The following is a 25,550-nucleotide window of genomic DNA, read 5'->3' on the forward strand; positions in this document are numbered from 1 at the left end:
TATTCTTCGGGGAAAGAGGGGATAGAGATGGCTTATCTTACATGTAAAAACTTAACATTAGGATATGAGGGACATGCCATTGTATCAGATTTGAATTTTAAAGTTGGAAAAGGTGATTATCTTTGTATTGTAGGGGAAAATGGAACAGGGAAAAGTACATTGATTAAAACACTTCTTCATCTACAGGATGCGATCAGTGGAGAAGTGATGGCTGGTGACGGATTAAAAGCTTACGAAGTAGGGTATTTGCCACAACAAACAGTTGTTCAGAAAGATTTTCCGGCAACTGTAGAAGAAATCGTTCTTTCCGGTACGCTTGCAAAATGCGGATGGCGTCCTTTCTACAGTAAAGTGGAAAAACGTATGGCAGAGGAAAAAATGAAAAAAATGGATGTTTGGAATCTTCGGAAGTCCTGTTACCGAAATCTTTCCGGAGGGCAGCAGCAGAGAACTCTTTTGGCAAGAGCATTATGTGCCACGAGTAAGGTGATTTTATTAGATGAGCCGGTTACCGGTCTTGATCCAAAGGTAACAGCGGAATTTTACCAGGTAACAAAAGATTTAAATGAGGAGGGAATCGCAGTTATTATGGTTTCCCACGATGTGCAGGCACTTACTTATGCAACACACATTCTTCATATGGATCAAAGAGATTCTTTTTACGGAACAAAAGAAGAATATATGAACAGTGATAAGTGGAAGTTATTTAAAAACACAGAAGAAGACAGAATAGGGGGAGAGAAAAAATGACACACATCTTGCAGGAGCTTTCTTTTTATCTATCCTACCCGTTTGTGCGATATGCATTGATTGTCGGAGTTTTAATTGCATTGTGTTCTTCTCTTTTAGGAGTAACACTTGTGTTGAAGCGTTTTTCTTTTATTGGAGATGGACTTTCCCATGTCGCTTTTGGAGCTATGGCAATTGCTACTATTTTTAAACTGGTAAATAATACTATTTTTATTATGCCGGTAACGATCATTGCGGCGATTTTACTTCTTAGGACCGGGCAAAATACGAAGATAAAAGGTGATGCTGCCATAGCGATGCTTTCCGTAAGTGCACTGGCAGTAGGATATCTTGTTATGAATATTTTTTCTACATCGGCAAATGTATCGGGAGATGTCTGTTCAACGCTATTTGGTTCTACAACGATTCTTACATTAACGGAAGGGGAAGTGATTAGCTGTATTATTATGTCTGTATTGGTCGTTGCATTTTTCATTTTGTTCTATAATCGGATTTTTGCAGTTACGTTTGATGAGAACTTTACAAAAGCGATTGGAAAAAATGCAGAAGGATATAATCTGATGATTGCAGTAATTACCGCAGTAATCATTGTACTTGCAATGAGTCTGGTCGGTTCCCTTTTAATATCAGCACTTATTATATTTCCGGCACTTTCTGCGATGCGTGTAGCCCGGTCTTTCAAAGGTGTGGTTGTTTATGCAGCGATTCTTTCTGTTATTGGTGCATTTTTTGGAATTGTGCTTTCTATTTTATGCTCTACACCTGTAGGAGCAACTATAGTAATTCTTGATTTGATTCTCTTTTTTATAAATTGTATAATTGGAAAAATAATGGGAAGATGATAAAAATATCATTATTATAAATTCAGTATTATTGTTAAAATGGGGAGAAAAATAATATTTAACAGAAATTTTACCAAATATTTCTGAAAAGAGATGGACAGATAACTACAAAAAATGTATAATGAGTATAATTAATAATGAGTAAAATACGAATTATGGGCAGATCAGTCGAAAGTCTGAGACGCAAAGCTAGAGGGCCTGTAACATGGTAGTAAGCTGCTACGTTTAAGATGCATTGTCTGAAAAGACAGTGCATCTTTGTTTTTGCAGGGGTATTTTCAGAAATAAAGGGAGACGATGTATGAAAAAGAAAAAATGGAACAGCGTGTTCGCTGTAGTGTTGTTAGCGGTGATGGCAGCATCGCTTTTATCAGGCTGTGGGAAAAAGAGCACAGAACAGGAAAATAAAGAAACAATCCGGGTGTATTTATGGAGTACGAGTCTGTATGAGAAATACGCACCGTATATCCAGTCTCAGCTTCCAGATATAAATATTGAATTTGTAGTGGGAAACAATGATCTTGATTTTTATCAGTTTCTTCAGGAGAATGATGGTATGCCAGATATTATTACCTGCTGCCGTTTTTCCCTGCATGATGCGCTGCCATTACAAAACAGTCTGATGGACCTGTCTACTACGAATGAGGCAGGAGCTGTCTATAATTCTTATCTTAACAGCTTTATGAATGAGGATGGCAGCGTGAACTGGCTTCCGGTTTGTGCGGATGCGCATGGCTTTGTTGTTAATAAAGCACTTTTTGAGAAATATAATATTCCTCTTCCTACAGATTATAAAAGCTTTGTTTCTGCATGTCAGGCATTTGAGAAGGTAGGAATTCGAGGATTTGCTGCTGACTATTTTTATGATTATACTTGTATGGAAACGCTGCAGGGACTGTCTGCCTCAGAACTTTCCTCTACAAATGGACGCAAGTGGAGAACAGCATATAGTGATCCGGCAAGTACAGAAAAAGTTGGACTTGATAATGTTGTCTGGCCGGATGCTTTTGATCGGATGGAACAATTTATTAAAGATACAAAACTTGGACCGGATGATCTTAAGCTTGATTATGATACGGTAGATAATTTATACCAGAATGGGAAACTTGCTATGTACTTTGGAAGTTCTGCCGGAGTTAAGAAGTATAAAGATCAGGGAATAGATACCGTATTTCTGCCGTTTTTTGAACAGAATGGAGAAAAGTGGATAATGACTACTCCTTATTTTCAGGTTGCTTTAAACAGTGAATTGGAAAAAGACGAGACACGCAAAGATAATGCGATGAAGGTTCTTAAGGTGATGCTTTCTGCAAAGGCACAGAATATAATTGCTGACGGACAGGATACGCTTAGTTACAGCCAGGATGTGCCTCTTCGTCTTACAGATTATCTAAAGGATGTAAAATCAGTAATCGAAGAGAATCATATGTATATTCGTATTGCTTCTAATGATTTTTTCAGTGTTTCCCAAGATGTGGTTTCAAAGATGATTACAGGTGAATATAACTCTCAGCAGGCATACAAAGCTTTTGATTCCATGCTTCGGCAATCGGAAGATACTTCTAACGAAAAAGTAGTTTTGAACTCCACGAAATCATATTCTAATTATTTTCATAGTGACGGAGGAAATGAATCGTATTCCGTAATGGCTAATACACTGCGCGGATGTTATAAAAGTGATGTCTTACTTGCAACCGGTAATAGTTTTACCGGCAGTGTGCTTCAGGCAGATTATACAGAAAAGATGGCAGGAAATATGATTATGCCGAATGGTCTGTGTGCTTATAAAAAGAAAATGAATGGTGCAGAATTATTAAAAACAGTTCAATCTTTTGTGGAAGGTACAGAGGGAGGTTTCCAGCCTTTTAATAAAGGTTCCTTACCTGTTGTCAGTGGAGTTTCTATTGAAGTAAAGGAAAAGAATGGAAAGTATACGCTGCTTAGGATTAAGAAAGACGGAAAGCAGATTAAAGAAGATGATACATTTACTGTGACTTGCCTTGCGACAGAGAATAATATGGCTCCTTTTCTTACAGATGAGAACCATGGGTTTACAGAAGAGAAACAACGGGTAAAAGATACGTGGGTGAATTATGTGTTACAAGGTAATGCTGTACTTGCAGAGCCTGAACAATATATTACTTTGAGGGAATAAAGATGACTGATACGAAGTATAGTATGAAAATGAAGAAACCGTTCAAAAGCAAACGAGCAGGAGCCTTATTTGCTGCTATTGTTTTACTTATTGGAATTGTTACGGTCAGCATCCAGTATTTTAATTTTGTATCGCAGACGGTTTATCATGAAAGTGTTTCTCATTTGACTGAGATTTTTCATCAATCAAACAGTGCATTAAATGAGTTAGTCAATAAAAATCTGACGTATCTCCATATGTGGAGTGAATATTTACAGAATACTTCAAGTGAAAGTGAAATTCGTGATTACATAGATAGAGCGCAGAAAGAGACGGAGTTTTCCAACTTTTATTTTCTGTCAGCCGAGGGAAATTATCAAACGGTGACAGGGGAAACAGGGTATCTTGGATTACAGGGAAATCTTGAAGATCAGATCACACAGAAGAAAGATATTATCATGAACGCAACCTTGCCTGGAAAGCCACAGTTACTTGTGTTTGCCTGCCCTGAAGTTTCTGGAACTTATCAGGGATTTGAATATGATGCTATTGCAGTTGCATATAACAATTCTGATATTGTAAAAGTACTGGATATCGCAGCCTTTGATGGGAGTACAAGCAGTTATGTCATTCAATCGGATGGACGTGTCATGATTAACCATGCTGTAAATACACAAAAAGATGTATATAACTTTTTGGCATTTCTGAGAGAACATTCTGATCTTTCCGAAGAGAATATCCTCGCTCTTGCGAAGAAATTTCAACAGGAAAACAGTGGTGCAATGCTTGTAAATCTGGATGGGAAGAAATACTATCTGATTTATGAAGCCGCAGAAATTATGAACTGGACATTACTGGGTATTGTTCCAGCAGATGTAGTCAATGCGAGTATGAATAATCTACAGTTTAGGAGCATGCTTATTATTGGCGGTATTGTATTCAGTGTTGCGGTCATTATTATTATAATCATTCTAAAAGAAAACAGATTGCGGCTGAAGAGAAAAGATACAGAAATTTTGTACAGAGACGAATTGTTTCAGAAATTATCGATGAATGTAGACGATGTTTTCCTTATGCTTGATGCAAAGACATCGAAAGTAGATTATGTGAGTCCGAATGTCGAAAAATTGCTTGGTATCACAGTAGAAGAAGTTCAGAAGGATATTCGTATTTTGGAAAAATTGCATCCGAAAGATTCTGAGGGAGAGAAGTCAAATTATCTGGAAAATCTTTTAGCAGATGAACAGTGTGAACGGGATTTTGAATATATTCATCAGAAGAACAAGGAGCGGCGATGGTTTCATATTATTGCAATGGGCAGCAATGTAGAAGGTAAAAAGAAATATATTCTGGTTATGTCGGACCGTACTGCTGATAAAAAAATGAATCAGGCGCTTTCAGAGGCTGTACGTGCAGCAGAAACTGCTAACCGGGCAAAAAGTACATTTCTTTCCAATATGTCCCACGATATCCGCACACCAATGAATGCGATTATCGGTTTTACTACACTGGCAGTAAGTAACATCAAGAATCAGGAAAAAGTACAGGACTATTTAAGCAAGATTCTCTCATCTAGTAATCATTTACTTTCTCTTATCAATGATATTTTGGATATGAGCCGTATTGAGAGTGGAAAGATGCATTTAGAAGAAACAGAAGTCAATTTATCTGATCTGCTTCACGATCTGAAGACGATTATCGGTGGACAGATCCATGCAAAGCAGCTGGAACTTTACATGGATGCAATGGATATTCAGATGCCGGTTATGGATGGATACGAAGCTACCCGCCAAATTCGTGCAATCAATGATTCAGCATTAAGCAGAGTTCCGATTATTGCCATGACGGCAAATGCTTTTTCAGAGGACAAACAGACGGCAATTTCTGTAGGAATGAATGGTCATGTAGCAAAGCCAATTGATATAAATGTGCTTATGCCAATGATATTAAAATATATTAAGTAATGTTAAACCGATTAAAAATAGAGTTAATATAATAGCATCGTATAATTTTCATATAATTTTCCTTGACAAATTATAGTAGCTTGGGGTATATTGTATTCCACTTTGACAATACATTCATTTTATGAAATGAGAAAAGGTGGGAAATTTATGACATTTTATCAAGAGCTGCAGCTTAGCTCAACTGGTTCAAAAGAATTAATTAAAAAGACAACAGACCCAAAGGAAAAGAGAAGGCACATCTTAATTTATAATGTTAAGGTATATCTTGTCGTAGCCTTCTGTTTTGCCTTAGTAACGCTGTTTAGCACAGTATTTGGTTCCGGAAATAGTGTAGCTGGTGTAGTTGTCTTATTAGCATTACTTGTTCTTCGACAGGCAGATTTCGGAATTAAAACAACACATGGTCTTTTGTGCATTGCAGGGATATTTGGAATTCTTATTGTAGGACCAAGACTTACTAACACTTTAGCCCCGATACCGGCATTCTTTATGAATCTGGTCTTCATTATGTTATTAATGATTCTTGGCTGCCATAATATCATTATGTTCAACCATTCGACTTTTGTGTTAGGATATTTGTTATTACAAGGATATGATGTGACAGGCGAAGAATATATTTTACGAATTGCCAGCTTACTGATTGGAATGATCATTTGTATGGCTGTATTTTATAAAAACCAGAAAAACCGCCCATATCGCAGAACTTTTCTTGATTTATTCCGAGAATTTAATCTTCGTTCCGCAAGAAACTGGTGGTATGTACGCCTGACTGTAATTGTTTCTACGGCTTTGCTAATTATGTCATTATTAGGATTACCACGTGCAATGTGGGCAGGAATTGCCTGTATGTCCGTTTGCCTGCCATTTTCCAGTGATCTTGTGGCAAGAGCGAAACTAAGAGGACCATATAATATTTTAGGTTCTCTGATTTTTGTAATCCTTTATCTTGTACTGCCAAAGTCAATGTATCCATATATTGGAATTATCGGAGGAATCGGTGTCGGTTATTCCGCAGGATATGCATGGCAGACAGTATTTAATACCTTTGGAGCATTGTCTATTGCTTCTAACCTGTTTGGCATGACTGGAGCAGTAATTCTTCGTATTGGAGCGAATGTATTTGCTTCTGTTTATACTGTAGTAATGGACAAATTATTAAATAAATTTTTCGAAAATTCAATCGAGCTATCTCCGGAATATAACTCGTAAAAATACTTATCCCCTTAGTAGGATTGAAGAAGCATATGAACTCTTTGAAAATAAAAGAGATGGGGTCATCAAAGTTGCTGTGGAATGTTGATGAGAAGCTTTTTTAGAAAGAATGAAAACAGCAGATATGGAGGATGAAAAATGCAGACAATAACATCAGCTTACGCAAATAAAATGCTTAAGAGTTTGGAAGAAGATAAGGCTTTCTGGGTAAATAAAGAAGCAGCATCAAGTACGTATGTCGCTGCTATTAATGAAGATCCGGTTATACCAGAATATGATTATTCAGAAGTGGCATCCATGATTACAGCTATTGATGAAAAGATTGCGATCATCAAGCATGCATTAAATATAACAAATGCAACTGCAAAGGTTCAGGTAGGCAACTCAGAAATGAGCATTGATACCATTCTTATCAAGATGGCGCAGTTAAATAAAAGAAAAGGTGTACTGGATCAGATGCGTAAACAGCTTCCGAAATCAAGACAGGAACAACATTCCTATACATCCAGAAATACTGTTCCGGAGTACAGATATATTAACTACGATTTGGAATTAATAAAGCAGGAGTATGAGAATGTATCCAAGACCATTATGGAAATGCAGATGGCTTTGGATAAATACAATCAGACAGTACAGTTTGAAGTAGACATCTAAAATTACTTTCCGTACAGGGCATCTTTAAATTGATAATGGTTCAAGAAGTTTTTGTTTAGAGTTAAAGTGTATCTGTTATAAGTTATTCGTTATCGGTTTTATGTTCAAAGAAAAGATAAAAAGGGTGTAATTTTTTAACAGAGCCTTGTAGAAAACCTGCGGGAAACTGCGTGTGGAGGTTCGGTTCTAAGCACAGGCTGCGGGAAATCTTTGGATTTCCCGCAGCAATTTTTATTTATGCCTTCAGATGAAGAACTCTCCCTGTAGCAAATCAGAATTATTGTTTATACCAAAACTGTAGAATCTTATAAGTCCATCTTGTCGGTTTACTTACCGGATATTTTCCAAAGTAGATTTTAACAGTTTTTGATTTACCAGGTTTTAGGTTTACAGTAAGTGTTTTTGTCTTTTTTGGGCGGCAATCATCTAAAACATCATCAAAGAATAATGTAGAAGACAGCTTAACTTTGGTTATAGGGTATTGTGTTTTATTTGTCAGTTTAATTTTTACAGTAGATTCTCCATGTAAGTTTCCGTAATCAAGTCCTGCCTTTTTCGACTTTAATTGACTGAATTTCGGTTTTGGCTTCGCCTTTTTTACAGTAATTTTTATTTTCTGTTTTTTTCCGTTAATAGTAGCAGTGATTGTTGCTTTTCCAGCTTTTTTAGGAATTAGTTTTTCACCAGATACTTTTATAATTTTTTTATTGCTTGATTTTATTTTCTTTATCTCAGGTTTGTTTCCTCGAAATGTAATAAAATGACGGATAGAATATTTCTGTCCCTTTGTCATTGTACCCGTTTTATCACTAAAAGAAGCAATGGACTTTTTTACCGTAACATGGATAACTTTAGTAATCGTTTTGTACTTAATAGTTATCGCAGCCGTTCCAACTTTTTTTGCAGATAATTGAATACCAACATCCATATCAGGATCATAAGAACCAAAATCCATGTTGTCTACTCCAAAAATATCCACAACGGAAGGATCAGAGGAAGTAACTAGTACATTATAGGATGGGACTCTCTGCACATCTGGATCATTTATTTTCGCAATAATTACATTGTAATCACCGGGATACATATTTTTTAAATCAGCAATCCGGGTCGTATCAAGCCACATTTGTAAATTAGGATCCCAGGTTCCTTTTGCCTGTGCCGGAGCAGAGAAACTCAGACACAGAATTAAAAGTGGGATAAGTAAAAAGATTCGTTGGATTCCAAAGATGAAATATAAAAGATTCTTTAATTCCTGTTCACTTTTTTTGTTTAACATGTTCAATTCCCCCTTTTTATGAAATGAATTTCCAAAGCCTTCCCTTCATTTGCTTTTATAGGATCGTTATAACTGCCGATATTCTTATCAGTGCAAATATAATAGCCAGTACTCCGATTCCAAAAAACAACAAACTAAAGAAACGATTACCTCCACCTGTTATATCGTTTAAGGTTTCTGTTACATCCGCTGGATTTTTTGGATTATAATATCCAGGGTATTCTTTTCCGATAGGATACTGATCGATAGAACTTCCTATACGGGTATGATATTCATATCGTTGACCATTTACCCTATACTCGTAAACTGGAGTATAAGAGGTAACAGAAATTCTGCTTTCTGGTCCCTGTTCGTTTGAATTTGTTTCTTCCCATTCATTTTTTTCTACTCTGATTACACGCAATGTGGTATGTCCTGTGTAACGCTGCTGATATTCTTCATTTTTTTTAGCTGCGTTGTTCCACAGTTTTTTTCCAAACCAGACAAACAGGAATCCTAAAAGCAGCGGGAGTGCCGCTAAAATAAAAGAATAAATATGAAAATATGTCATAGTTCCCCTCCTCGTATATCTATGTACTCTTGGAGTCTTTCTTGCAAAATCAAGCACAAAAAGCTTCCGAGAGTACATATCTTATTTTGAAAATAGTTTCTATATGTTTATTATAAAAAAATATTTTTATAAAAACAGTGTCTTACAGTCACTATTTTGTTGGATATAGCTATTCACTTGCAAAACTATATGATCATTGGAATCATTTGTAAATAGTGCTGGAAGTAAAAAGAAAATCATGCTATAGTAGACAAGGCAGAAAATATAGTAGTTGCTGAAGAAAGTTACATACTTTCATAAAAACAGTAGATAGTTAATAATGGTTCAAAATAAATAATAAGGTGGCGTACATATGAAACAAGATACTTTAGAAGGAAAAGCGAAAACAAAAAATGGTGTTAAACGATTATGCTTTTCCATTGTCTGCATTCTTCTTGAAGTGATTTTCATTATTGTTATGGTGACACGCTTGAATGAATATGCAGAAGTTGTAAATTTATTCACCAGGATTTTCAGTGGTATTTTAGTTTTGGGATTATATGCATCCGATAAGACCTCTTCCATGAAAATGCCCTGGGTTATTTTAATTTTAATTTTTCCTGTTATGGGGGTTGGATTGTATTTACTAATCGGTTTAAACGGTGGCACCCATAAAATGAGGGAGCGATATGCTGAGATTGATAAAATATTATTACCTATGCTTCCGGATAATCAAGAGAGTTTAAACAGGATAAAAGAAAAGATTCCAAAGGCTGGAAATATAGCAGATTATATATACAGGAATTCGCAGTATCCTATTTATCAGAATACAGATATTGTCTATTATGATGAGGCTGTGAAAGGATTAGAAGCACAGCTTGAAGATCTGTCAAAAGCACAGAAATTTATTTTTATGGAATACCACGCAATAGAAGATGCCGAAGCGTGGCATAAAATACAAAGTGTCTTGGAGGAACGAGTAAAAGCAGGTGTTGAAGTTCGAGTTTTCTATGATGATATGGGCTCGATTGGTTTTATTACTACAGATTTTGTTAAAAAAATGGAACGGATAGGGATTCATTGCCGGGTTTTTAATCCATTTATGCCCGGATTAAATTTATTTTTAAATAATCGTGATCATAGAAAAATAACGGTTATTGATGGAAAAATTGGATTTACAGGTGGTTATAATCTTGCAAATGAATATTTTAATTATACACATCCGTATGGGCAGTGGAAAGATTATAATGGTCTCATAAATTAAGACACTTTTTCGGACAGTTTTTAATGAATCTGATATACTTAAACCAGTATGAAAGAAAGGATCCATTATCATGTCCAGACAAAGAAGAAATTTTAATGCCAAATTCAAATCAGACCTTGTAATTGAGCTGCTTAAGGGTGAGAAAGATCTCAATACCCTTGCAACTGAAAATAACATCCAACCAAATCTGCTCCGCAACTGGAAAAAAGAGTTCTTGAACAATGCTTCGGTTGTGTTCGACGACAAGCGTGAGGAAAACCTCAAAGAAAAGCTTGCCGAAGAGCGTAAGGAGAAAGCGGAGTATGCCAAAAAGGTTGGTCAGTTAACCATGCAGGTTGACTGGCTCAAAAAAAAATCTGAAGAAATTTGTGGACCTGACTACGAGAGTAAGTTTAGTCCAAAACCTTTTGACGACTAAGGAAATTCCGGCTTCTGTTGGCGCCAGGTTGCTTGACATCAACCGTACAAGCATTTATTACAAGGGTGCCCCTATTTCAGATGAGGAACTGGCCTGCAAAGAGATCATTGATCATCTCCATACAGATAATCCCACTTGGGGCGCAAGACAAATGTCTGCACAGTTAAAAACCCGTGGTTACCAGGTTGGACGCCGCAAGGCAAGACGCTACATGAATGAGATGGATATTTACCCGATTTATCCAAAGATGAATCTTTCCAAGCGAATGCAGCAGGCGAAAGTATGTCCATATCTTCTTCGTAATGCGGTCATAGACAAACCAAATCAGGCATGGTCTATTGACATTACATATATTCCGATCAAGCGCGGATTTCTGTATCTGACAGCCGTGATCGACTGGTATAGCCGTTGTATTGTCGGCTGGGAAGTGGATGACACACTTGATACCAGAATGGTTATCAGTGCCCTGAAAAAAGCTTTCAAAGTGGCAAAACCTCAGATCTTGAATTCAGATCAGGGTTGTCAGTTTACAAGTCAGCAATACATTGACTTTGTAAAGGAAAACGGTATCCGCCAGAGTATGGATGGAAAAAGCCGCTGGGCAGACAACATCATGATTGAGCGCTGGTTCCGCAGCTTCAAGTATGAGGAAGCCTATCTGACACAGTACAACAACATCAGGGAAGCAAGGGCTGCTATCAGACAGTATATCCACACCTACAACTTTGAGCGACGCCATTCTGCACTTGATTACCAAACACCGGCTGAATGCTACTATCCGGCAATGTTGATGCCATATGTAGCTTAGCATATATTGGATCTGGGGAGTGCTCCACTGTTCTCTCCATGTTCCTTGTAACTTGTCCACCATATCAGTTCATTATAAAAATCTTAGATTTTTGTCTTGACAACTGAGCCACTATAGATACCGGAATCCGTTTAGAGGGTGATGCTGTTTGTTCACTTACTGTAACATTTTTGGAAATGTGGAATGCGATCAGCGATAAAGATACGAATGATCTTGATTTTAAAAAATATATTTGTCATCCTGAATATAAAGCTTGTCAAACCGGATTTGTTCAGCCTTATGCAGACAGTCCGATGGATAATGAACAGGTAGGGGAAGAAGTTTATATCAGCATGATCAATAAAGCAGAAAAATACTGCTGGTTTATGACACCATATTTGATTATAACAGACGAAATGACACATGCCTTATGTCTGGCAGCTAAAAGAGGCGTTGATGTAAGAATTATTACACCAGGTATTCCAGATAAAAAGTTTATTTATAGTATTACGCGTTCTTTTTATCATGGATTGGTGAAACATGGTGTACGTATTTATGAATGGGTACCAGGCTTTTGTCATGCAAAAATGAGTGTGGCAGATGACTGTATGGCAACTTGTGGAACGATTAATCTGGATTATCGAAGCTTATATCATCATTTTGAAAATGGATGTTTTATGGCAGATTGTCAGACTGTGATAGAAATAAGGGACGACCTGACAAGAATAATAAAAGAGTGTCGTGATGTGACAGATCAGTATCGTACAGGACGCAGTGCATATTTACGATTGGGGCAATTATTTATGAGATTATTCGCAGGATTATTATAAAAATGCGGATGGAAGAGACGATTGTTAATTAAATAAGTGATATCAAAGAGACGTTTTTAAGTTACTCTTGCAATGTAATCCTGAGGGAGACATTATTGATTGTATGATAACTGAAAATGTCTCTTATTTTTATGATTTTCTATTGACATCCGAAAAGATGTTCGCTATAATACAAACATATATACGGAATATATGTTCGGAATATTTGTTTGGAACATATGTATTGCACGAATTATTTATAATATGTACTTTCGGAATCTCTTTGTGCTTGATTTTGCAAGAAAGACTCCGAGAGTACATCAATTAAGTATGGAGGGGTTTTTTATGCAAGAGATGAGTATCAGAACAACTGCACAGATTTATAATTTTTCAGAATTGCAGAAGAAGAAGCACGAGAGAGAACTTCGTGAAAAGCGTCCATTTTTTATTACAGGGATTATAATATTCATTAGTTTATTGACGATATGCTGTTTCTTGTATTTTAGCAACAGCATAGTCAGAGCGAAGGAGCCTTCTTCTGATATCCAGTATAAAGTAGTGGAAGTACAAGAAGGAGACAGCCTGTGGTCTATTGCTAGAGAGAATATGGAAGAGAAATCCAACGATTATGGTTTTACTGATATTTATCAATATATACATGAGATTAAGAAGTGTAATAATATGAAGTCAAATCAGATAAATACAGGATGCTATCTAATGGTGCCATATTATAATTAATTTTTTAATAGAGCCATTGAACAAGAAGCCCCCACTTCAAAATCTATGATTTAAGTGGGGGGAGCATGTCACATACAAAACAAAAAGCATAGTATCCTATTTTCAATACTCAGACGAGTATTATTCATATGATACTATGCTTTTTAATTTCATCTTTTTAAACTTTTTAAAAAGCAGCAGATCGTGGTTATTTTTCTCTTAGTTGTATTTTACCGGCTGCCATTCTTCGCCGTTGATCTTCCATAGCGGCATAATGTTTTCTTGTTGTATTTACATCTTTATGTCCAAGAACATCAGCAACCAGATAGATGTCACCAGTTTCCTGATAGAGCTGCGTACCGTAAGTACTGCGTAATTTATGTGGTGTTATCGTTTTTAATGGAGTGACAGGACGAGCATATTTTTTAACAAGGTTCTCTACAGCCCGAACACTGATACGTCTCTTTTGCATTGACAAAAAGAGCGCATCTTCTGAACCTTCTTTTGGAATTATGTTTTCCCGCTCATCCAGGTAATCAATAAGAGCTTTCCGAACTTCCTCTCCAAAGTATAAGATAACTTCTGCGCCACCTTTTCGATGAATCTTCATTCCGTTTGTTTCAAAGTCAAGATTAGATATATCAAGACCAACACATTCGGATACACGAATTCCTGTGCCAAGAAGGAGAGTAAGGATTGCTAGATCCCGTACTTTTGTTTTATTGTGATATTTCTTTTGAGACGTTGTTAAATTCTCTCCATCCTCTACAGCATCTAACAATTTGGCAATTTCATCGATTTCTAATCGTGTAATAGCATGTTCATGCTTCTTTGGAAGATTTAGAAGACTGGCTGTATTGTTTTTTATTGCCTGCTTTCTGTAAAAGAATTTATAAAATGTCCGCATGCTTGCTGTTTTTCTCATGCGTCCTCTTTCTTCATTCGTATGGACTTTATTATCGGCATCCTCATAAAGCTTTAAGTAATCTAAATATTCTTCGAGCTGGGTTAAAGTTACTTTATCAAGAACTGTTACAGGCCATGTTTTTAAACTTCCTTCCTCGATGGATGGATACTTTTCCTGCAGAAAATGAAAGAATATTTTTAGATCATATGCATAAGCGATACGGGTTCGGGAAGAAGTAGTAGGTTCAATTCCTCGAAAAAATTCTTTGCAAAAATCAGGAAGTTCCACACAAAGTTCTCGAAGCTTTATCTCATTTTTCATTGTAATCTGCTCATTATAGGTTGGTTGCTGCAAAGTTATTGCTCCTTTCTCTCATGAATCTTGTCAACATTTACAACATCATCAAGCACTGCACGAATCATACGTGCTTTTGCACCAGGATATTGATGATTAATTTCTCCTATAAGATTCTTTACATCCTCCCTTTTTGTTGAACCGTCAACAGGGCAGGGACTTTTTACTACCGGAAGTTGATATTCTTTTACAAATCCCTTCACATCTCCCTCATACAAGAAAAGAAGTGGCCGGATTACTGTAATACCGGAACGGTCGAGGTATGTAACTGGCGCAAATGTATGAATTCTTCCCTCAAATAGAAATGACATCATCATAGATTCCAAGAGATCATCCTTATGATGCGCATAGGCAACTTTATTACATCCTAGTTCTTTTACCGCATCATTTAATGCACCTTTACGCATTTTTGCACAAAGAGAACAGGGATTGCTTTCCTCACGAATGTGAAAGACAACCTCTGCAATCTGCGTTTTAATAACATGATATTCCACATCTCGTTCTTTGCAAAATTTCCGTATTCCATCTAAATTCAGGTTATCAAATCCTAAGTCAACAGTTACAGCCACAATATCAAATTTATGCGGATAAAACTTTCGTAAGCAGGAGAGTGCATAAAGGAGTGTTAAACTATCTTTGCCTCCTGAAATTCCTACTGCGATTTTATCATTTTCCTGAATCATTCCATATTCGTCAATTGCCTGGCGGGTTAAGCTTAATAATTTCTGTAATTTCATATAATAATTCCTAACATATTTTTAGTTATCTTTTATTTATCTTAGCACAAATGTTCTATTTCTTCAAGAAATCGGAAAGTATTACGATAGATTTTTATGAATGTGTCTCCAAACAGTAACATAAGATATACCAGATATGAAATCATGTGTTTATGGCGCGCATCTCGCAGCAAGAATATCAAGACATTCTTAGATTATGCAAATATCTGTAACCGGACAGGCTGGACGTTTAAAAATTGTTTTGATATAATATGAAAATATGTCAGCAGGAAGGAGGCTGTATGAAAAAATTCATCGAAAATATCATTATTATTATGGTGCTTACCGTTGCGATTTTATTTTCCTACGCTGTAATGGAAAAGAAAATAAGCGGAAAAAGTAGTTCAGAATTTATTAACTTTCTTTTTAATACACAGGAAAAAGCTTCCGATAATAAAAATACCGATAAAACTTCCATAGAAGATTCTATAGAACAAGAAAGAAAACAATCAGATACTATGGATTATAAGGCAGTCTGGCTTAGTTATCTGGAATTTAACAGTTATCGTAAATCAGTAAAAAATAATAACGAAAAAAACTTTCGTAAATTTTATAAATATATCTTACAGCGCATAAAACTTCTTGGATTTAACCGCATTATCGTCCAAGTACGTCCTTTTGGGGATGCACTTTATGAATCACAGTATTTTCCATGGGCAGCTTGTATTTCTGGAAAGCAGGGGAAAAATCCGGGATATGATCCTTTAAAAATCATGACGGAAATGAGCCACCAGGAGAATATTGCGATTGAAGCTTGGATCAATCCATATCGCATCTCTTCTGGCGATTCCATCCAAAGTCTTTCTAAAACAAATCCTGCTAAAATATGGTTTTCTTCTCAGAATACAAAAAGAAATGTACTTTCTTATAATGGCAGTCTTTATTATAATCCTTCTTCAGAAAGCGTAAGAAATCTTATTATAAAAGGAACAGAAGAAATAGTTCAAAATTATGATGTGGATGGTATTCATATGGATGATTATTTTTATCCGGCTTTTACCGAAGAAAATGTAACTACCGCATTTGATGCTCCAGAGTATAAACAACAGATAAAATCGGATATGTCATCAACAGATTCTCAATCTTCTTCCTCAAATAAATCCTCAAATGAAATCTCTTTAGCAGATTGGAGACGTGATAACGTAAATCGACTGGTATCTGGAATTTATAAAGCTATAAAAGAAAACAATTCACAAGTCACTTTTGGAATCAGCCCTGCCGGAAATTTAGATAATCTGCGGAATGATTTAGAATACTATGTTGATATTGATACATGGGTATCCCAAAATGGATATGTCGATTATTTGATGCCACAGATTTATTGGGGATTTACGAACGAGACAGCACCTTTTGATAAAGTAACTGATGAGTGGGTTGCCCTCATGAAAGACTCCTCACAAAAACTATATATTGGACTTCAGCTTTACCGGATGGGTAGTACGGAGCCGGGACAGTCAGATAAAAAAGAGCTTCAAAAAGCCTCTTTACTAAAAAAAGAACTTTCCTATCTAAAAAAGCAGAAAAAAATAGAAGGATACTGCCTGTTTAGCTATCAGTATCTTGATTGTCAGAATAAAAAATATCATTTTGATGCAGAGCAATTTTCCACAAAAAGAAAAAAACTTTTAAATCAGATTGTAAAATCCTTAAAAAGCAATTCATAGTATCTGTTTGATAAAAGAAAAATTTACATTTTACGACAAATTTCATTCCACTATTGGAAGATTTATGATATATTAAAAAAGAAAAAATATATAAAATACATTCGGTGGAGGAAAAACATGAAGAAAACAAAATTACGACTCTTGTTACTCTTGCTTTTTATTGGAGGGCTCATTATCCTTCCACAAAAAGCCAAAGCTGCTGAGATTATTCCGGTAAATATTTCCGTAAAATACGGACAGACGGAAGCTCGAACAATTTTTGATATGATTAATGAGATGCGAACAAACCCTGACGATGCGTGGTGTTGGGATGCATATGACAATGAAAAAATCCCTTGTCCGAACTTAGAAGAACTTAAGTATGACTACGATCTTGAACGAGTAGCTATGAAACGTGCTGCGGAAATTGCATTATCTTATGAGCATGAACGTCCAATGGGGGGTAAAGTTTGGGACGTTTATAATGAAGAAAACATTAAATGGCTTGCAGCCGGTGAAAATATCTCTGTTGGTCATACAACGGCTGCCGAAGCAAATCTTGGTTGGAGAGAAGATGATAAGACTTATGCTGGACAGGGACATCGTAGAAATATGCTTTCTTCCGATTATAATTGTGTCGGAATTGGACACGTTTATTATAATGGAGTACATTACTGGGTAGAAGTATTTGCAAATAGACCGGAGATAAATACAACGGAAATTCCGGCAAACGACAGTACAGAAACGGTTTCAGTTTCTGTAGATAAAAAGAAAATCAAAAAGGTCGATGTAACATTTGACCAAGATTCCTATTCCTTACGAATAGGAGAGAACATAACACCAATAATTACAGAGACCCGAATAGATGTTGTTAATTTCTCGTCACAGGGAAGAGGCTTAGCACCTGTTCTGGATACCCCTGTTGTCTCAATAGACGATTCCTCAGTAGCATCCTATAACAATAATCAGCTTTCTGGTTTAAAGGAGGGTACAACAAATCTGAGAGCAACCCTTTATGGTATGACTGCATCAGGTTCGACAGTATCTGTCCATGATTGTAAGAATCATTGGGGCACTGGAAAAGTTACTAAAAAGCCAACTTGTACAGAACCTGGAGAAAAAACTTTTACCTGCAGTATTTGTAAAAGCACAAAAAAAGAAAGCGTTCCCTGCAACTGGACATAATTATGCGTCAGCCTGGACTACAGATATAGCTGCAACCTGTGAAAAAGCTGGTACAGAAAGCCGCCATTGTACAAATGAAAACTGTACAGCAACAACAGAGCAAAGAAGTATTGCTGCTTTAGGTCATAACTGGAAAGATAATGGAGACGAAACTGCTATATGTACTCGTAACGGATGTAAGGCAACACATACTCATGCATGGGATTCTGGAACAATAACTACAGAGCCAACCTGTACAGCAAAAGGAGAAAAAACATATCATTGTACCTATGAAGAAAATGGAATTTGTACAGCTACAAAAACAGAAGCTGTAAAAAAACTTGGGCATAGGTATATCCTAATAAAAAAGGAGGCCCCAACTTGTGAAAGTGATGGCATTCTTTACGGTAAATGTAGCCGCTGTTCAAAGACAATCACTAAGCAAGATGCCAAAAATCCAGCATTAGGACATGATTGGAAAGACAATGGGGATGGAACCGCAACATGTAGCCGAGAAGGTTGTGGAAAGAAGCATACACATGATTTAGATTCAGGAACAACAACAGTAGCACCAACTTGTACAGTCACTGGAGAAAAAGAATATTGTTGCACTTATACAAACTGTCCTTATAAAAAAACAGAATCTTTAAAGGCAACCGGTCATAAAAACAAAGAAACTAGAAATTATAAAAAGCCGACTTGCCAAGCAGAAGGATATACTGGAGATATCTATTGTAAAGATTGCGGAATACTACTTTCATCTGGAAAAGTAACTAAGAAATATGACCATGACTGGGATGGTGGTAAAGTTACAAAAGAAGCTACCTGTAAGGAAGAAGGAATCATGACCTACACATGCGAAAACTGTGATGAGACAGAAACAGTTAGCATTAAAAAGACTGCACATAATTACAAAATAATGGAACAGAAGGATGCTACATGCACAGAAAATGGATATTCGATTTCTGCTTGTCAGACCTGTAATGATAAGAAAAAAGAAGAAATTGTTGCAAAGGGTCATTCCAAAGGAATTAGAATATACGGGAGATACCTATTGCCGTATTTGTAAGACCCTTTTAGAAGAAGGAAAGATTCTTCCAAAGTTAGAACATCAGTGGAATGATGGCACAGTAACAAAAAGAGCTACTTATGAGACAGCAGGAGAACTTACATACCGCTGTAGGAAGTGTGCAGCGAAAAGGATAATTTCCATAGAAAAATTAGCTTATCCAAAGGCAGGTACATCATATACTATTTCTGGAAACGAGTATAAAGTATCAAAACCAGGAGCAGAGGTAATTCTTGTTAAAACAAGTAAAACTACCAAAAATGTAACCGTTCCTGCACAAATTTATGCGCAAGGAATAACCTACAAGGTAACATCCATTGGAGCGAAAGCCTTTAACAATAATAAAAAACTTACAAAAGTAACGATTGGAACAAATATTGTAAAAATCAATAGCAACGCATTCTTTAATTGTAAGAATCTAAAAACTGTCACCATAAAATCTGTGCACTTAACAGGAAAAACTGCAAATAAAAAAGCTTTTAAAAATGCTCACAAAAAGCTTGTTATTCGAGTGCCTAAGAAGGTAAAAAGGATTTATAAGAAGATTTTTAAAGGGCTAAAAGTAAAATAGTAAGAAGATTACTAATGAAAAAAGGTCAGAAAATGCTGGCCTTTTTTCATTGAAATAAAATATTTCTAAATTATAAAGTTGAAAACCTAGAACGTAAATAGTAGATATATAAAGCGGTTAAGATGCTCTTATCCTTACAACTATTCGTTAAAGTTGGATTTCGCGAATAGTTAGATTGCTCTTCTGATTACCTTAATATTGGTTAATAAGTTTTTAGACACTCAAACATCTTTTTAATCTTCCTTGCACCATTGTTTATATTCACTTAATCTTCTTATAAAACCATCGAATTCAGGAACAGTAAAATCTAATTCTTTGTATCGAATTGGATAAATAATTCCTTTATTAATTAACTGCGCTCTGATTGTAGAAATAGAGTTTACATTTTTGTGTAAATTTTTTGCTACATTTGATATTGTGCAAGGTAATTCACCGCATTTAACCATTGCAAATAAAAATCTTTTATCGCTTTGAGAACATCTTTCATATCTTGTTTTAAAAAATCCAACATCAAGTATCGAAAAAAAATCATTAATGCTTGAATCAACTAATTCTTTATCTATTAAATGATCATTCATTTTATTATATACGATCTGGCATAATTGCTGGATAAAAAAAGGATATCCTTTTGTTATTTCAATTATTTCATTAACAGCTGCTTTACTATATCTGACGTTAAATTTTTTAGCTGGTTCTTCAATCGCTTTCTGAGATTCATCAGGAGTCAATGAGCCGATTTCTTTGTACATGAATAATCTTTCTGAGTAGGATTTTTCCTCAGATAACATTTTATATATTTTAGGAAGTCCTGCACCAATTATCATAATAGGATAACCTAATTGGTTTGCTCTATGCAAGGCAGCAATTAGAGCCCCTAATTCTTTTTGCTTCATATATTGAATCTCGTCAATAAAAAAGCAAATTGGTGTTCCTGTTTTTGCTCCTAACTCTCCAATACTTACGAATACCTCTGTTAAACTCTGTGTTAAATTTCCAGATGTATACAGTTCTCTTTCCTGCATAGATACAGAAAAAGTATTATCGTTTGGATTGAAGGATATGATTAAGGATTTAATAGCATCTAATGGTTTTTGTATTAAATGTTTAAATTTCTCTATTGTACTTACCTTTCGGAGAAATGCCTGTGAACATTCTGCAATCTGTGAAATAAAATCATTTCTTTCTTCAATTTCGATATGTTTACAAAAGATTTTCTTTTCTGCTGCAATCGACTCTAATTTATTAATCAGAACAGTTTTTCCAACCCCTCGTAATCCACTGAAAATAACAGATTGAACCGGTATATTCATTATTAATGCATCAAATATTTGTTCTATATTAGTAATATCTTTTTCTCTTCCAGCTATATACCCTGGCATTAATCCAGCACCTGGGCGATAAGGATTAATTTTAAACATGATTAATTCCTCCTTATTACGGGAGTAGCATTAGCTACGGAGTAATTCGTGACATCAAATTAGGGGCAAAATTCCTTTTGACCCTAACATTATTATATCATGTCATAGTATGGCTTTCAACATTCTTACGCAAATATACGCTTATAAAATAATATAACGTCACTTTACGTTATATTACGCAAAAATAATCCTATATTTAAATTGTTTTCTAATTCAATACTTTTCCAATCTATTCTTGAAAATAAAAAAAGCATCCTATTCCTCAAGGAATTTAAGAATGCTTTTTTTATAGCTGTTTAGCCCGACAAATTATTACTTAATTTCAACAACTTCGTAATCTTTATCCTCAATTGTTTTCTTTAAGACATCATCTGCAATCTCTTTTTCTAAAGTAACTACAGCCGTTCCCTTCTTATGGCTTACTTCTGCTGAAGCTACCTCTGGAAGTGCTTCTAATGCTTTCTTTACTGCTGCTTCACAGTGTCCGCACATCATTCCTTTGATATTCATTGTCTTTGTCATTTCATTTACCTCTTTCTTTTCATTATTATTTATGTTAATTAAACTAACATCTATCGTGTTTTTCTTCTTTTTATCTTTTTTTGTGCTTCGAATATTTAACAGGTTTAAACGTAGTGCGTTTGTAACAACACAGAAACTGGATAAACTCATTGCTGCCGCTCCAAACATTGGATTTAATTTCCATCCTAATACGGGAATCAACAGACCGGCTGCCAGAGGAATTCCAATTGTGTTATAGAAAAATGCCCAGAATAAGTTTTCATGGATATTTCTTAATACGCCTCGGCTTAAGCGGATTGCAGCCGGAACATCCGCGAGTTTACTCTTCATCAATACAACATCGGCGGCATCCATCGCTACATCAGTACCTGCTCCGATTGCGATTCCTACATCGGCGCGAGTTAAAGCTGGAGCATCATTAATTCCATCACCAACCATAGCAACTTTACCTTTTTTACCTAATGCTTGAATAACACTTTCCTTTCCGTCTGGAAGAACGCCTGCGATTACATTGTCAACACCTGCCTGTTCTCCGATTGCCTTTGCAGTACGTTCATTATCTCCTGTCAGCATAACAACATGAATCCCCATCGCCTTTAACTCTTTAATTGCCTGTGGGCTGTCTTCCTTAATTACGTCAGCTACGGCAATCATTCCGAGAAGACGATTCTCTTTTGCAAAGAAAAGAGGAGTTTTTCCAGCAGACGCTAATTGTTCTGCGCTATGTTTTAATTTCCTGGAGATAGATAAACTCTTTTCTATAAAAAGCAAATTACCACCAATAAGGGTTTCTTCATTCAATGTTCCTGTAAGCCCATTTCCTGGAACAGCTTTGAAATTATCTACAACAGAAACCGTAAAGTTTTTCTCTTCACCATATTCTACGATTGCCTTTGCTAACGGATGCTCACTCTTCTTTTCCAGTGAAAATGCTGTTTCTAAAAGTTCCTGTTCACTGATTCCGTCAACCGGAAGAATATCTGTTACTTTCGGCTGACCATTTGTGATCGTTCCAGTCTTATCTAAGGCAACAATATCAACCTTGCCAGCTTCCTCTAAGGATACAGCCGTCTTAAATAAAATACCATGTTTGGCACCAACGCCGTTTCCAACCATGATCGCAACCGGTGTTGCAAGACCTAATGCACAAGGGCAGCTGATCACAAGAACAGAGATACCTCTTGCAAGGGCAAAACCAACACTCTCTCCGGCAAGAAGCCAGCCGATAATCGTGATAATCGCAATTGTGATAACAGCAGGTACAAAAATACCAGACACCTTATCAGCAATCTTTGCAATAGGAGCCTTTGTTGCCGCCGCATCACTTACCATCTTGATAATCTGAGAAAGAGTGGTATCCTCTCCTACTCTTGTAGCCTCACATTTAATAAAGCCGGATTGATTAATCGTTGCGGCGGAAACAGTATCTCCTACAGCCTTATCTACTGGAATACTCTCTCCAGTAAGAGTTGCCTCATCAATCGCACTATTTCCCTCAAGGACAATACCATCTACCGGTATACTTTCCCCTGGTTTTACAAGAAAAATGTCTCCCTTTTTCACCTGATCAGCAGAAATCAGCATTTCCTGTTCATTGCGGACAACGGTAGCCATCTTTGGAGCAAGATTCATAAGGCTCTTTAATGCATCTGTTGTTTTTCCTTTTGAATATGCCTCTAATGTTTTACCAAGAGTAATCAAAGTAAGAATCATTGCCGCAGATTCAAAATAAAACTCATGCATATAGCTCATAACAAGCTTATCATTTCCGGCAGTTTGCGCTACGGTCATCGCAAACAGAGCATACGTACTATAACCAAATGCTGCTGTTGCCCCCATCGCAACTAAAGTATCCATATTGGGTGCCCTGTGAATTAGACTTGTAAATCCGCTAATAAAGAAACGCTGATTAATTACCATAATGATTACAGTAAATAAAAGCTGTGCAAGCCCCATACCGACATGATTATTATTTAAGAAGCCCGGTAACGGCCAGTTCCACATCATGTGTCCCATAGAAAGGTACATAAGCGGCATCAAAAAGATAAGAGAAATAATCAGTCTCTTTAATAACTTTGGTGTCTCCGTATCTGCTAAAGCTTCCGCTCCCTGACTACTCTCCATCTGCGCCCCTTTTACAGAAGCATGATAACCTGCTTTTTCTACGGCTGCCACAATATCTGCTGAAGTAGCCGTTCCTTCTACTCCCATAGAATTTGTTAATAAACTTACAGAAACATCTGTAACACCAGGTACGTTAGAAACTACTTTTTCTACACGAGCCTGACATGCTGCACAGGTCATTCCTGTTATACTATACTGTTCCATTCTGTCTCCTCTCTGTCTGAAAAATCTACTTCATTAACTTTTGCAACGTTACAACTAACTCCTCTATAACCTCGTCATTTCCCGCCTGAATATTTTCTTTTACACAGGTACGAATATGATTCGAAATCAATACTTTATTAAAACTATTCAATGCCGCATTGATTGCAGAAACTTGTGTAAGAATATCAATACAATATGCATCATTCTCTAACATCGACCGAACACCACGAACCTGTCCTTCGATACGGCTTAAACGATTGAGCAATGCCTTAAATTCTTTTTCTGAACGAACTTTTTTCTTTACACTGCAATTTTGACACTTCGGTTGAGAAGAACTGCTTTTAAAACTATCATTCGCTCCACAGTGACAAGATAAAGAAATATCTTCTTTATTATTACAACACTCTCCCATAGCATTTTCCTTTCTGTAAATTTTATTCTCTATTATTCTCTATCAGATAAGTAGGATTATATACCCCATAAGGGTATTTTGCAAGCAATATTTAAAAAAATTATTATTACAAATTAGAATAAAAAAGGATCTATCCTTTGTAATGATAAATCCTTTAAATTCAAAAATTTTCAATATTAATAGTTTCCATTATATCATCAATAGTAAATCTGTTCATAAAAATATTTATAAATGCACGTAGTATTCTCTTAATAAAATGATTTAACAATTTCCATAATTAACCATACTATAATCCCATGTAATAGTATCTAATAAAAGGAACTCTTCTGTTCCTATTGGTTTGCCATCCCGATCTGTGGAAAATACATCGCACGATATCACATTGTTCTTTTTTGTAATAGTTTCTATCGGAGTATGCCCGACTACCTGCAGGAATTGATGTGACTTATACATTTTCACATCTGTATACTGTGGTCTGAGCCAGATTGGGGAGCCGTCATACCACATCTCCATTTTTCCCAAATTATTAATGTAGTCTAAAACAGTGTCCACATCATCGTGCTTTGTCTTTGGAACATATAAGTCAACAAAATTCTTAGCTACTCCTGCATGTGAAAACAGAACATTATCAATTCTGTGCACATACTTTATTGGATTATTCTCTGGTAATACTTCCTTTAAATCAAGCAACTTTTTTTGTACGGTATAAGCAGCCATAGTACTGTATCCCGTTTCTAACTCACGCCAAACATAACTTAAATCATGATTTCCATAGCACCAGGCAGTATCCGGATATTTTTTTGCAAAACGAATAGCCTCTTCGTAAGTCTCCTCATAAAACAGGATATTAAACTGTTTGTCCCAGTCATCAGGAATGTCCATCAAACAAACCGCTCTTTGTGCAATCCCTCGCTCCATCAATTCCGCTGCCTGTTTAAACATAAATGGTTTTAAATGTATATCTGGTATTACAAGAACTTTCATAAATAGTTTCCTCCTTTCTGATAATGGGCAATTCATACAAAATTGT

The 25,550-nt window shown here is 36.0% G+C and carries 20 protein-coding genes, 2 pseudogenes and 1 riboswitch; of the genes and pseudogenes, 14 read left to right on the forward strand and 8 right to left on the reverse strand.

Going from position 1 to position 25,550, the window contains the following annotated elements; translation table 11 throughout:
• The first annotated feature begins 27 nt into the window (after positions 1–27).
• The 6 genes from EHLA_RS06785 to EHLA_RS06810 all read left to right on the forward strand — a co-directional run bounded on the left by EHLA_RS06785 (position 28) and on the right by EHLA_RS06810 (position 7,556).
• Positions 28–750 (forward strand): metal ABC transporter ATP-binding protein, encoded by a 723-nt coding sequence (locus EHLA_RS06785; protein WP_021907556.1) that lies wholly within the window; start codon positions 28–30, stop codon positions 748–750.
• Positions 747–1,592 (forward strand): metal ABC transporter permease, encoded by an 846-nt coding sequence (locus EHLA_RS06790; protein WP_096239943.1) that lies wholly within the window; start codon positions 747–749, stop codon positions 1,590–1,592. Before EHLA_RS06785 ends, EHLA_RS06790 begins: the two co-directional genes overlap by 4 nt.
• 148 nt (positions 1,593–1,740) lie before the next feature.
• Positions 1,741–1,816, forward strand: a riboswitch (cyclic di-GMP riboswitch).
• A gap of 77 nt (positions 1,817–1,893) precedes the next feature.
• Positions 1,894–3,747, forward strand: coding sequence for an ABC transporter substrate-binding protein (locus EHLA_RS06795; protein WP_096239945.1), 1,854 nt, complete (start codon positions 1,894–1,896; stop codon positions 3,745–3,747).
• Positions 3,748–3,749: 2 nt separating this feature from the next.
• Positions 3,750–5,690, forward strand: a complete 1,941-nt coding sequence (locus EHLA_RS06800) for a histidine kinase dimerization/phospho-acceptor domain-containing protein (RefSeq protein ID WP_330399935.1) — start codon at positions 3,750–3,752, stop codon at positions 5,688–5,690.
• A 147-nt stretch (positions 5,691–5,837) separates the two neighbouring features.
• Positions 5,838–6,899 carry an FUSC family protein gene (locus tag EHLA_RS06805; protein WP_096239947.1) on the forward strand — a complete coding sequence of 354 codons (1,062 nt, stop codon included), beginning with the start codon at positions 5,838–5,840 and terminating at the stop codon, positions 6,897–6,899.
• A gap of 141 nt (positions 6,900–7,040) precedes the next feature.
• On the forward strand, positions 7,041–7,556 hold the full coding sequence (locus EHLA_RS06810) for a hypothetical protein (RefSeq protein WP_096239949.1): 516 nt from the start codon (positions 7,041–7,043) through the stop codon (positions 7,554–7,556).
• A gap of 277 nt (positions 7,557–7,833) precedes the next feature.
• Here EHLA_RS06810 and EHLA_RS06815 read toward each other — a convergent pair whose 3' ends face one another.
• Both EHLA_RS06815 and EHLA_RS06820 read right to left on the reverse strand, forming a co-directional pair.
• Positions 7,834–8,832 (reverse strand): hypothetical protein, encoded by a 999-nt coding sequence (locus tag EHLA_RS06815; protein WP_096239951.1) that lies wholly within the window; start codon positions 8,830–8,832, stop codon positions 7,834–7,836.
• A 55-nt stretch (positions 8,833–8,887) separates the two neighbouring features.
• On the reverse strand, positions 8,888–9,382 hold the full coding sequence (locus EHLA_RS06820; protein ID WP_157908557.1) for a DUF3592 domain-containing protein: 495 nt from the start codon (positions 9,380–9,382) through the stop codon (positions 8,888–8,890).
• A gap of 352 nt (positions 9,383–9,734) precedes the next feature.
• Between EHLA_RS06820 and EHLA_RS06825 the strand changes: the two are divergent.
• From EHLA_RS06825 to EHLA_RS06840, 5 genes and pseudogenes are all read left to right on the forward strand, one after another.
• A pseudogene (locus EHLA_RS06825) lies at positions 9,735–10,604 on the forward strand (phospholipase D-like domain-containing protein); the annotation flags it as partial.
• A 91-nt stretch (positions 10,605–10,695) separates the two neighbouring features.
• Positions 10,696–11,043 carry a transposase gene (locus tag EHLA_RS16590; RefSeq protein WP_229097941.1) on the forward strand — a complete coding sequence of 116 codons (348 nt, stop codon included), beginning with the start codon at positions 10,696–10,698 and terminating at the stop codon, positions 11,041–11,043.
• The gene (locus EHLA_RS06830) at positions 11,033–11,851 is read left to right on the forward strand and encodes an IS3 family transposase (protein ID WP_242970654.1); all 819 of its coding nucleotides are present in this window, start codon (positions 11,033–11,035) and stop codon (positions 11,849–11,851) included. The genes EHLA_RS16590 and EHLA_RS06830 overlap by 11 nt, the downstream gene beginning before the upstream one ends.
• Before the next feature lie 116 nt (positions 11,852–11,967).
• A pseudogene (locus tag EHLA_RS06835) lies at positions 11,968–12,660 on the forward strand (phospholipase D-like domain-containing protein); the annotation flags it as partial.
• Positions 12,661–12,984: 324 nt separating this feature from the next.
• On the forward strand, positions 12,985–13,377 hold the full coding sequence (locus tag EHLA_RS06840) for a LysM peptidoglycan-binding domain-containing protein (RefSeq protein WP_157908558.1): 393 nt from the start codon (positions 12,985–12,987) through the stop codon (positions 13,375–13,377).
• Positions 13,378–13,564: 187 nt separating this feature from the next.
• Here EHLA_RS06840 and EHLA_RS06845 read toward each other — a convergent pair whose 3' ends face one another.
• On the reverse strand, positions 13,565–14,617 hold the full coding sequence (locus tag EHLA_RS06845) for a tyrosine-type recombinase/integrase (protein WP_096239956.1): 1,053 nt from the start codon (positions 14,615–14,617) through the stop codon (positions 13,565–13,567).
• A 2-nt stretch (positions 14,618–14,619) separates the two neighbouring features.
• Positions 14,620–15,354, reverse strand: coding sequence for a tRNA 2-thiocytidine biosynthesis TtcA family protein (locus tag EHLA_RS06850; RefSeq protein ID WP_096239958.1), 735 nt, complete (start codon positions 15,352–15,354; stop codon positions 14,620–14,622).
• A gap of 281 nt (positions 15,355–15,635) precedes the next feature.
• Between EHLA_RS06850 and EHLA_RS06855 the strand changes: the two genes are divergently transcribed.
• From EHLA_RS06855 to EHLA_RS06865, 3 genes are all read left to right on the forward strand, one after another.
• Entirely contained in the window at positions 15,636–17,057 is a 1,422-nt protein-coding gene (locus EHLA_RS06855) for a glycoside hydrolase family 10 protein (protein ID WP_157908559.1), read from the forward strand.
• 117 nt (positions 17,058–17,174) lie between these two features.
• A complete protein-coding gene (locus EHLA_RS06860) occupies positions 17,175–18,221 on the forward strand; it encodes a CAP domain-containing protein (RefSeq protein ID WP_096239961.1) in 1,047 nt (348 codons plus the stop codon).
• Positions 18,222–19,207: 986 nt separating this feature from the next.
• Positions 19,208–19,840 (forward strand): leucine-rich repeat protein, encoded by a 633-nt coding sequence (locus tag EHLA_RS06865; RefSeq protein WP_157908560.1) that lies wholly within the window; start codon positions 19,208–19,210, stop codon positions 19,838–19,840.
• 233 nt (positions 19,841–20,073) lie between these two features.
• Here the strand turns inward: EHLA_RS06865 and EHLA_RS06870 are convergent, their stop codons facing one another.
• The 4 genes from EHLA_RS06870 to EHLA_RS06885 form a co-directional block, all read right to left on the reverse strand.
• Positions 20,074–21,258: an ATP-binding protein gene (locus EHLA_RS06870; protein WP_096239965.1), complete on the reverse strand. Its 1,185-nt coding sequence runs from the start codon at positions 21,256–21,258 to the stop codon at positions 20,074–20,076.
• 312 nt (positions 21,259–21,570) lie between these two features.
• Entirely contained in the window at positions 21,571–24,108 is a 2,538-nt protein-coding gene (locus EHLA_RS06875) for a heavy metal translocating P-type ATPase (protein WP_096239967.1), read from the reverse strand.
• 25 nt (positions 24,109–24,133) lie between these two features.
• Positions 24,134–24,520 (reverse strand): metal-sensing transcriptional repressor, encoded by a 387-nt coding sequence (locus EHLA_RS06880; RefSeq protein WP_096239969.1) that lies wholly within the window; start codon positions 24,518–24,520, stop codon positions 24,134–24,136.
• A gap of 261 nt (positions 24,521–24,781) precedes the next feature.
• Positions 24,782–25,504 carry a metallophosphoesterase gene (locus EHLA_RS06885; RefSeq protein WP_096239971.1) on the reverse strand — a complete coding sequence of 241 codons (723 nt, stop codon included), beginning with the start codon at positions 25,502–25,504 and terminating at the stop codon, positions 24,782–24,784.
• Positions 25,505–25,550: the final 46 nt, after the last annotated feature.

This window comes from Anaerobutyricum hallii (assembly GCF_900209925.1).
GTDB lineage: Bacteria > Bacillota > Clostridia > Lachnospirales > Lachnospiraceae > Anaerobutyricum > Anaerobutyricum soehngenii.

Excerpts from the sequence above, each read along its gene's own strand:
- EHLA_RS06885 (WP_096239971.1), bottom strand. The coding sequence starts at position 25,504 with ATGAAAGTTCTTGTAATACCAGATATACATTTAAAACCATTTATGTTT.
- EHLA_RS06855 (WP_157908559.1), top strand. The coding sequence starts at position 15,636 with ATGAAAAAATTCATCGAAAATATCATTATTATTATGGTGCTTACCGTT.
- EHLA_RS06800 (WP_330399935.1), top strand. The coding sequence starts at position 3,750 with ATGACTGATACGAAGTATAGTATGAAAATGAAGAAACCGTTCAAAAGC.
- EHLA_RS16590 (WP_229097941.1), top strand. The coding sequence starts at position 10,696 with ATGTCCAGACAAAGAAGAAATTTTAATGCCAAATTCAAATCAGACCTT.
- EHLA_RS06840 (WP_157908558.1), top strand. The coding sequence starts at position 12,985 with ATGCAAGAGATGAGTATCAGAACAACTGCACAGATTTATAATTTTTCA.
- EHLA_RS06785 (WP_021907556.1), top strand. The coding sequence starts at position 28 with ATGGCTTATCTTACATGTAAAAACTTAACATTAGGATATGAGGGACAT.
- EHLA_RS06810 (WP_096239949.1), top strand. The coding sequence starts at position 7,041 with ATGCAGACAATAACATCAGCTTACGCAAATAAAATGCTTAAGAGTTTG.
- EHLA_RS06880 (WP_096239969.1), bottom strand. The coding sequence starts at position 24,520 with ATGGGAGAGTGTTGTAATAATAAAGAAGATATTTCTTTATCTTGTCAC.
- EHLA_RS06805 (WP_096239947.1), top strand. The coding sequence starts at position 5,838 with ATGACATTTTATCAAGAGCTGCAGCTTAGCTCAACTGGTTCAAAAGAA.
- EHLA_RS06850 (WP_096239958.1), bottom strand. The coding sequence starts at position 15,354 with ATGAAATTACAGAAATTATTAAGCTTAACCCGCCAGGCAATTGACGAA.
- EHLA_RS06870 (WP_096239965.1), bottom strand. The coding sequence starts at position 21,258 with ATGTTTAAAATTAATCCTTATCGCCCAGGTGCTGGATTAATGCCAGGG.
- EHLA_RS06795 (WP_096239945.1), top strand. The coding sequence starts at position 1,894 with ATGAAAAAGAAAAAATGGAACAGCGTGTTCGCTGTAGTGTTGTTAGCG.
- EHLA_RS06790 (WP_096239943.1), top strand. The coding sequence starts at position 747 with ATGACACACATCTTGCAGGAGCTTTCTTTTTATCTATCCTACCCGTTT.
- EHLA_RS06815 (WP_096239951.1), bottom strand. The coding sequence starts at position 8,832 with ATGTTAAACAAAAAAAGTGAACAGGAATTAAAGAATCTTTTATATTTC.
- EHLA_RS06820 (WP_157908557.1), bottom strand. The coding sequence starts at position 9,382 with ATGACATATTTTCATATTTATTCTTTTATTTTAGCGGCACTCCCGCTG.
- EHLA_RS06875 (WP_096239967.1), bottom strand. The coding sequence starts at position 24,108 with ATGGAACAGTATAGTATAACAGGAATGACCTGTGCAGCATGTCAGGCT.
- EHLA_RS06860 (WP_096239961.1), top strand. The coding sequence starts at position 17,175 with ATGAAGAAAACAAAATTACGACTCTTGTTACTCTTGCTTTTTATTGGA.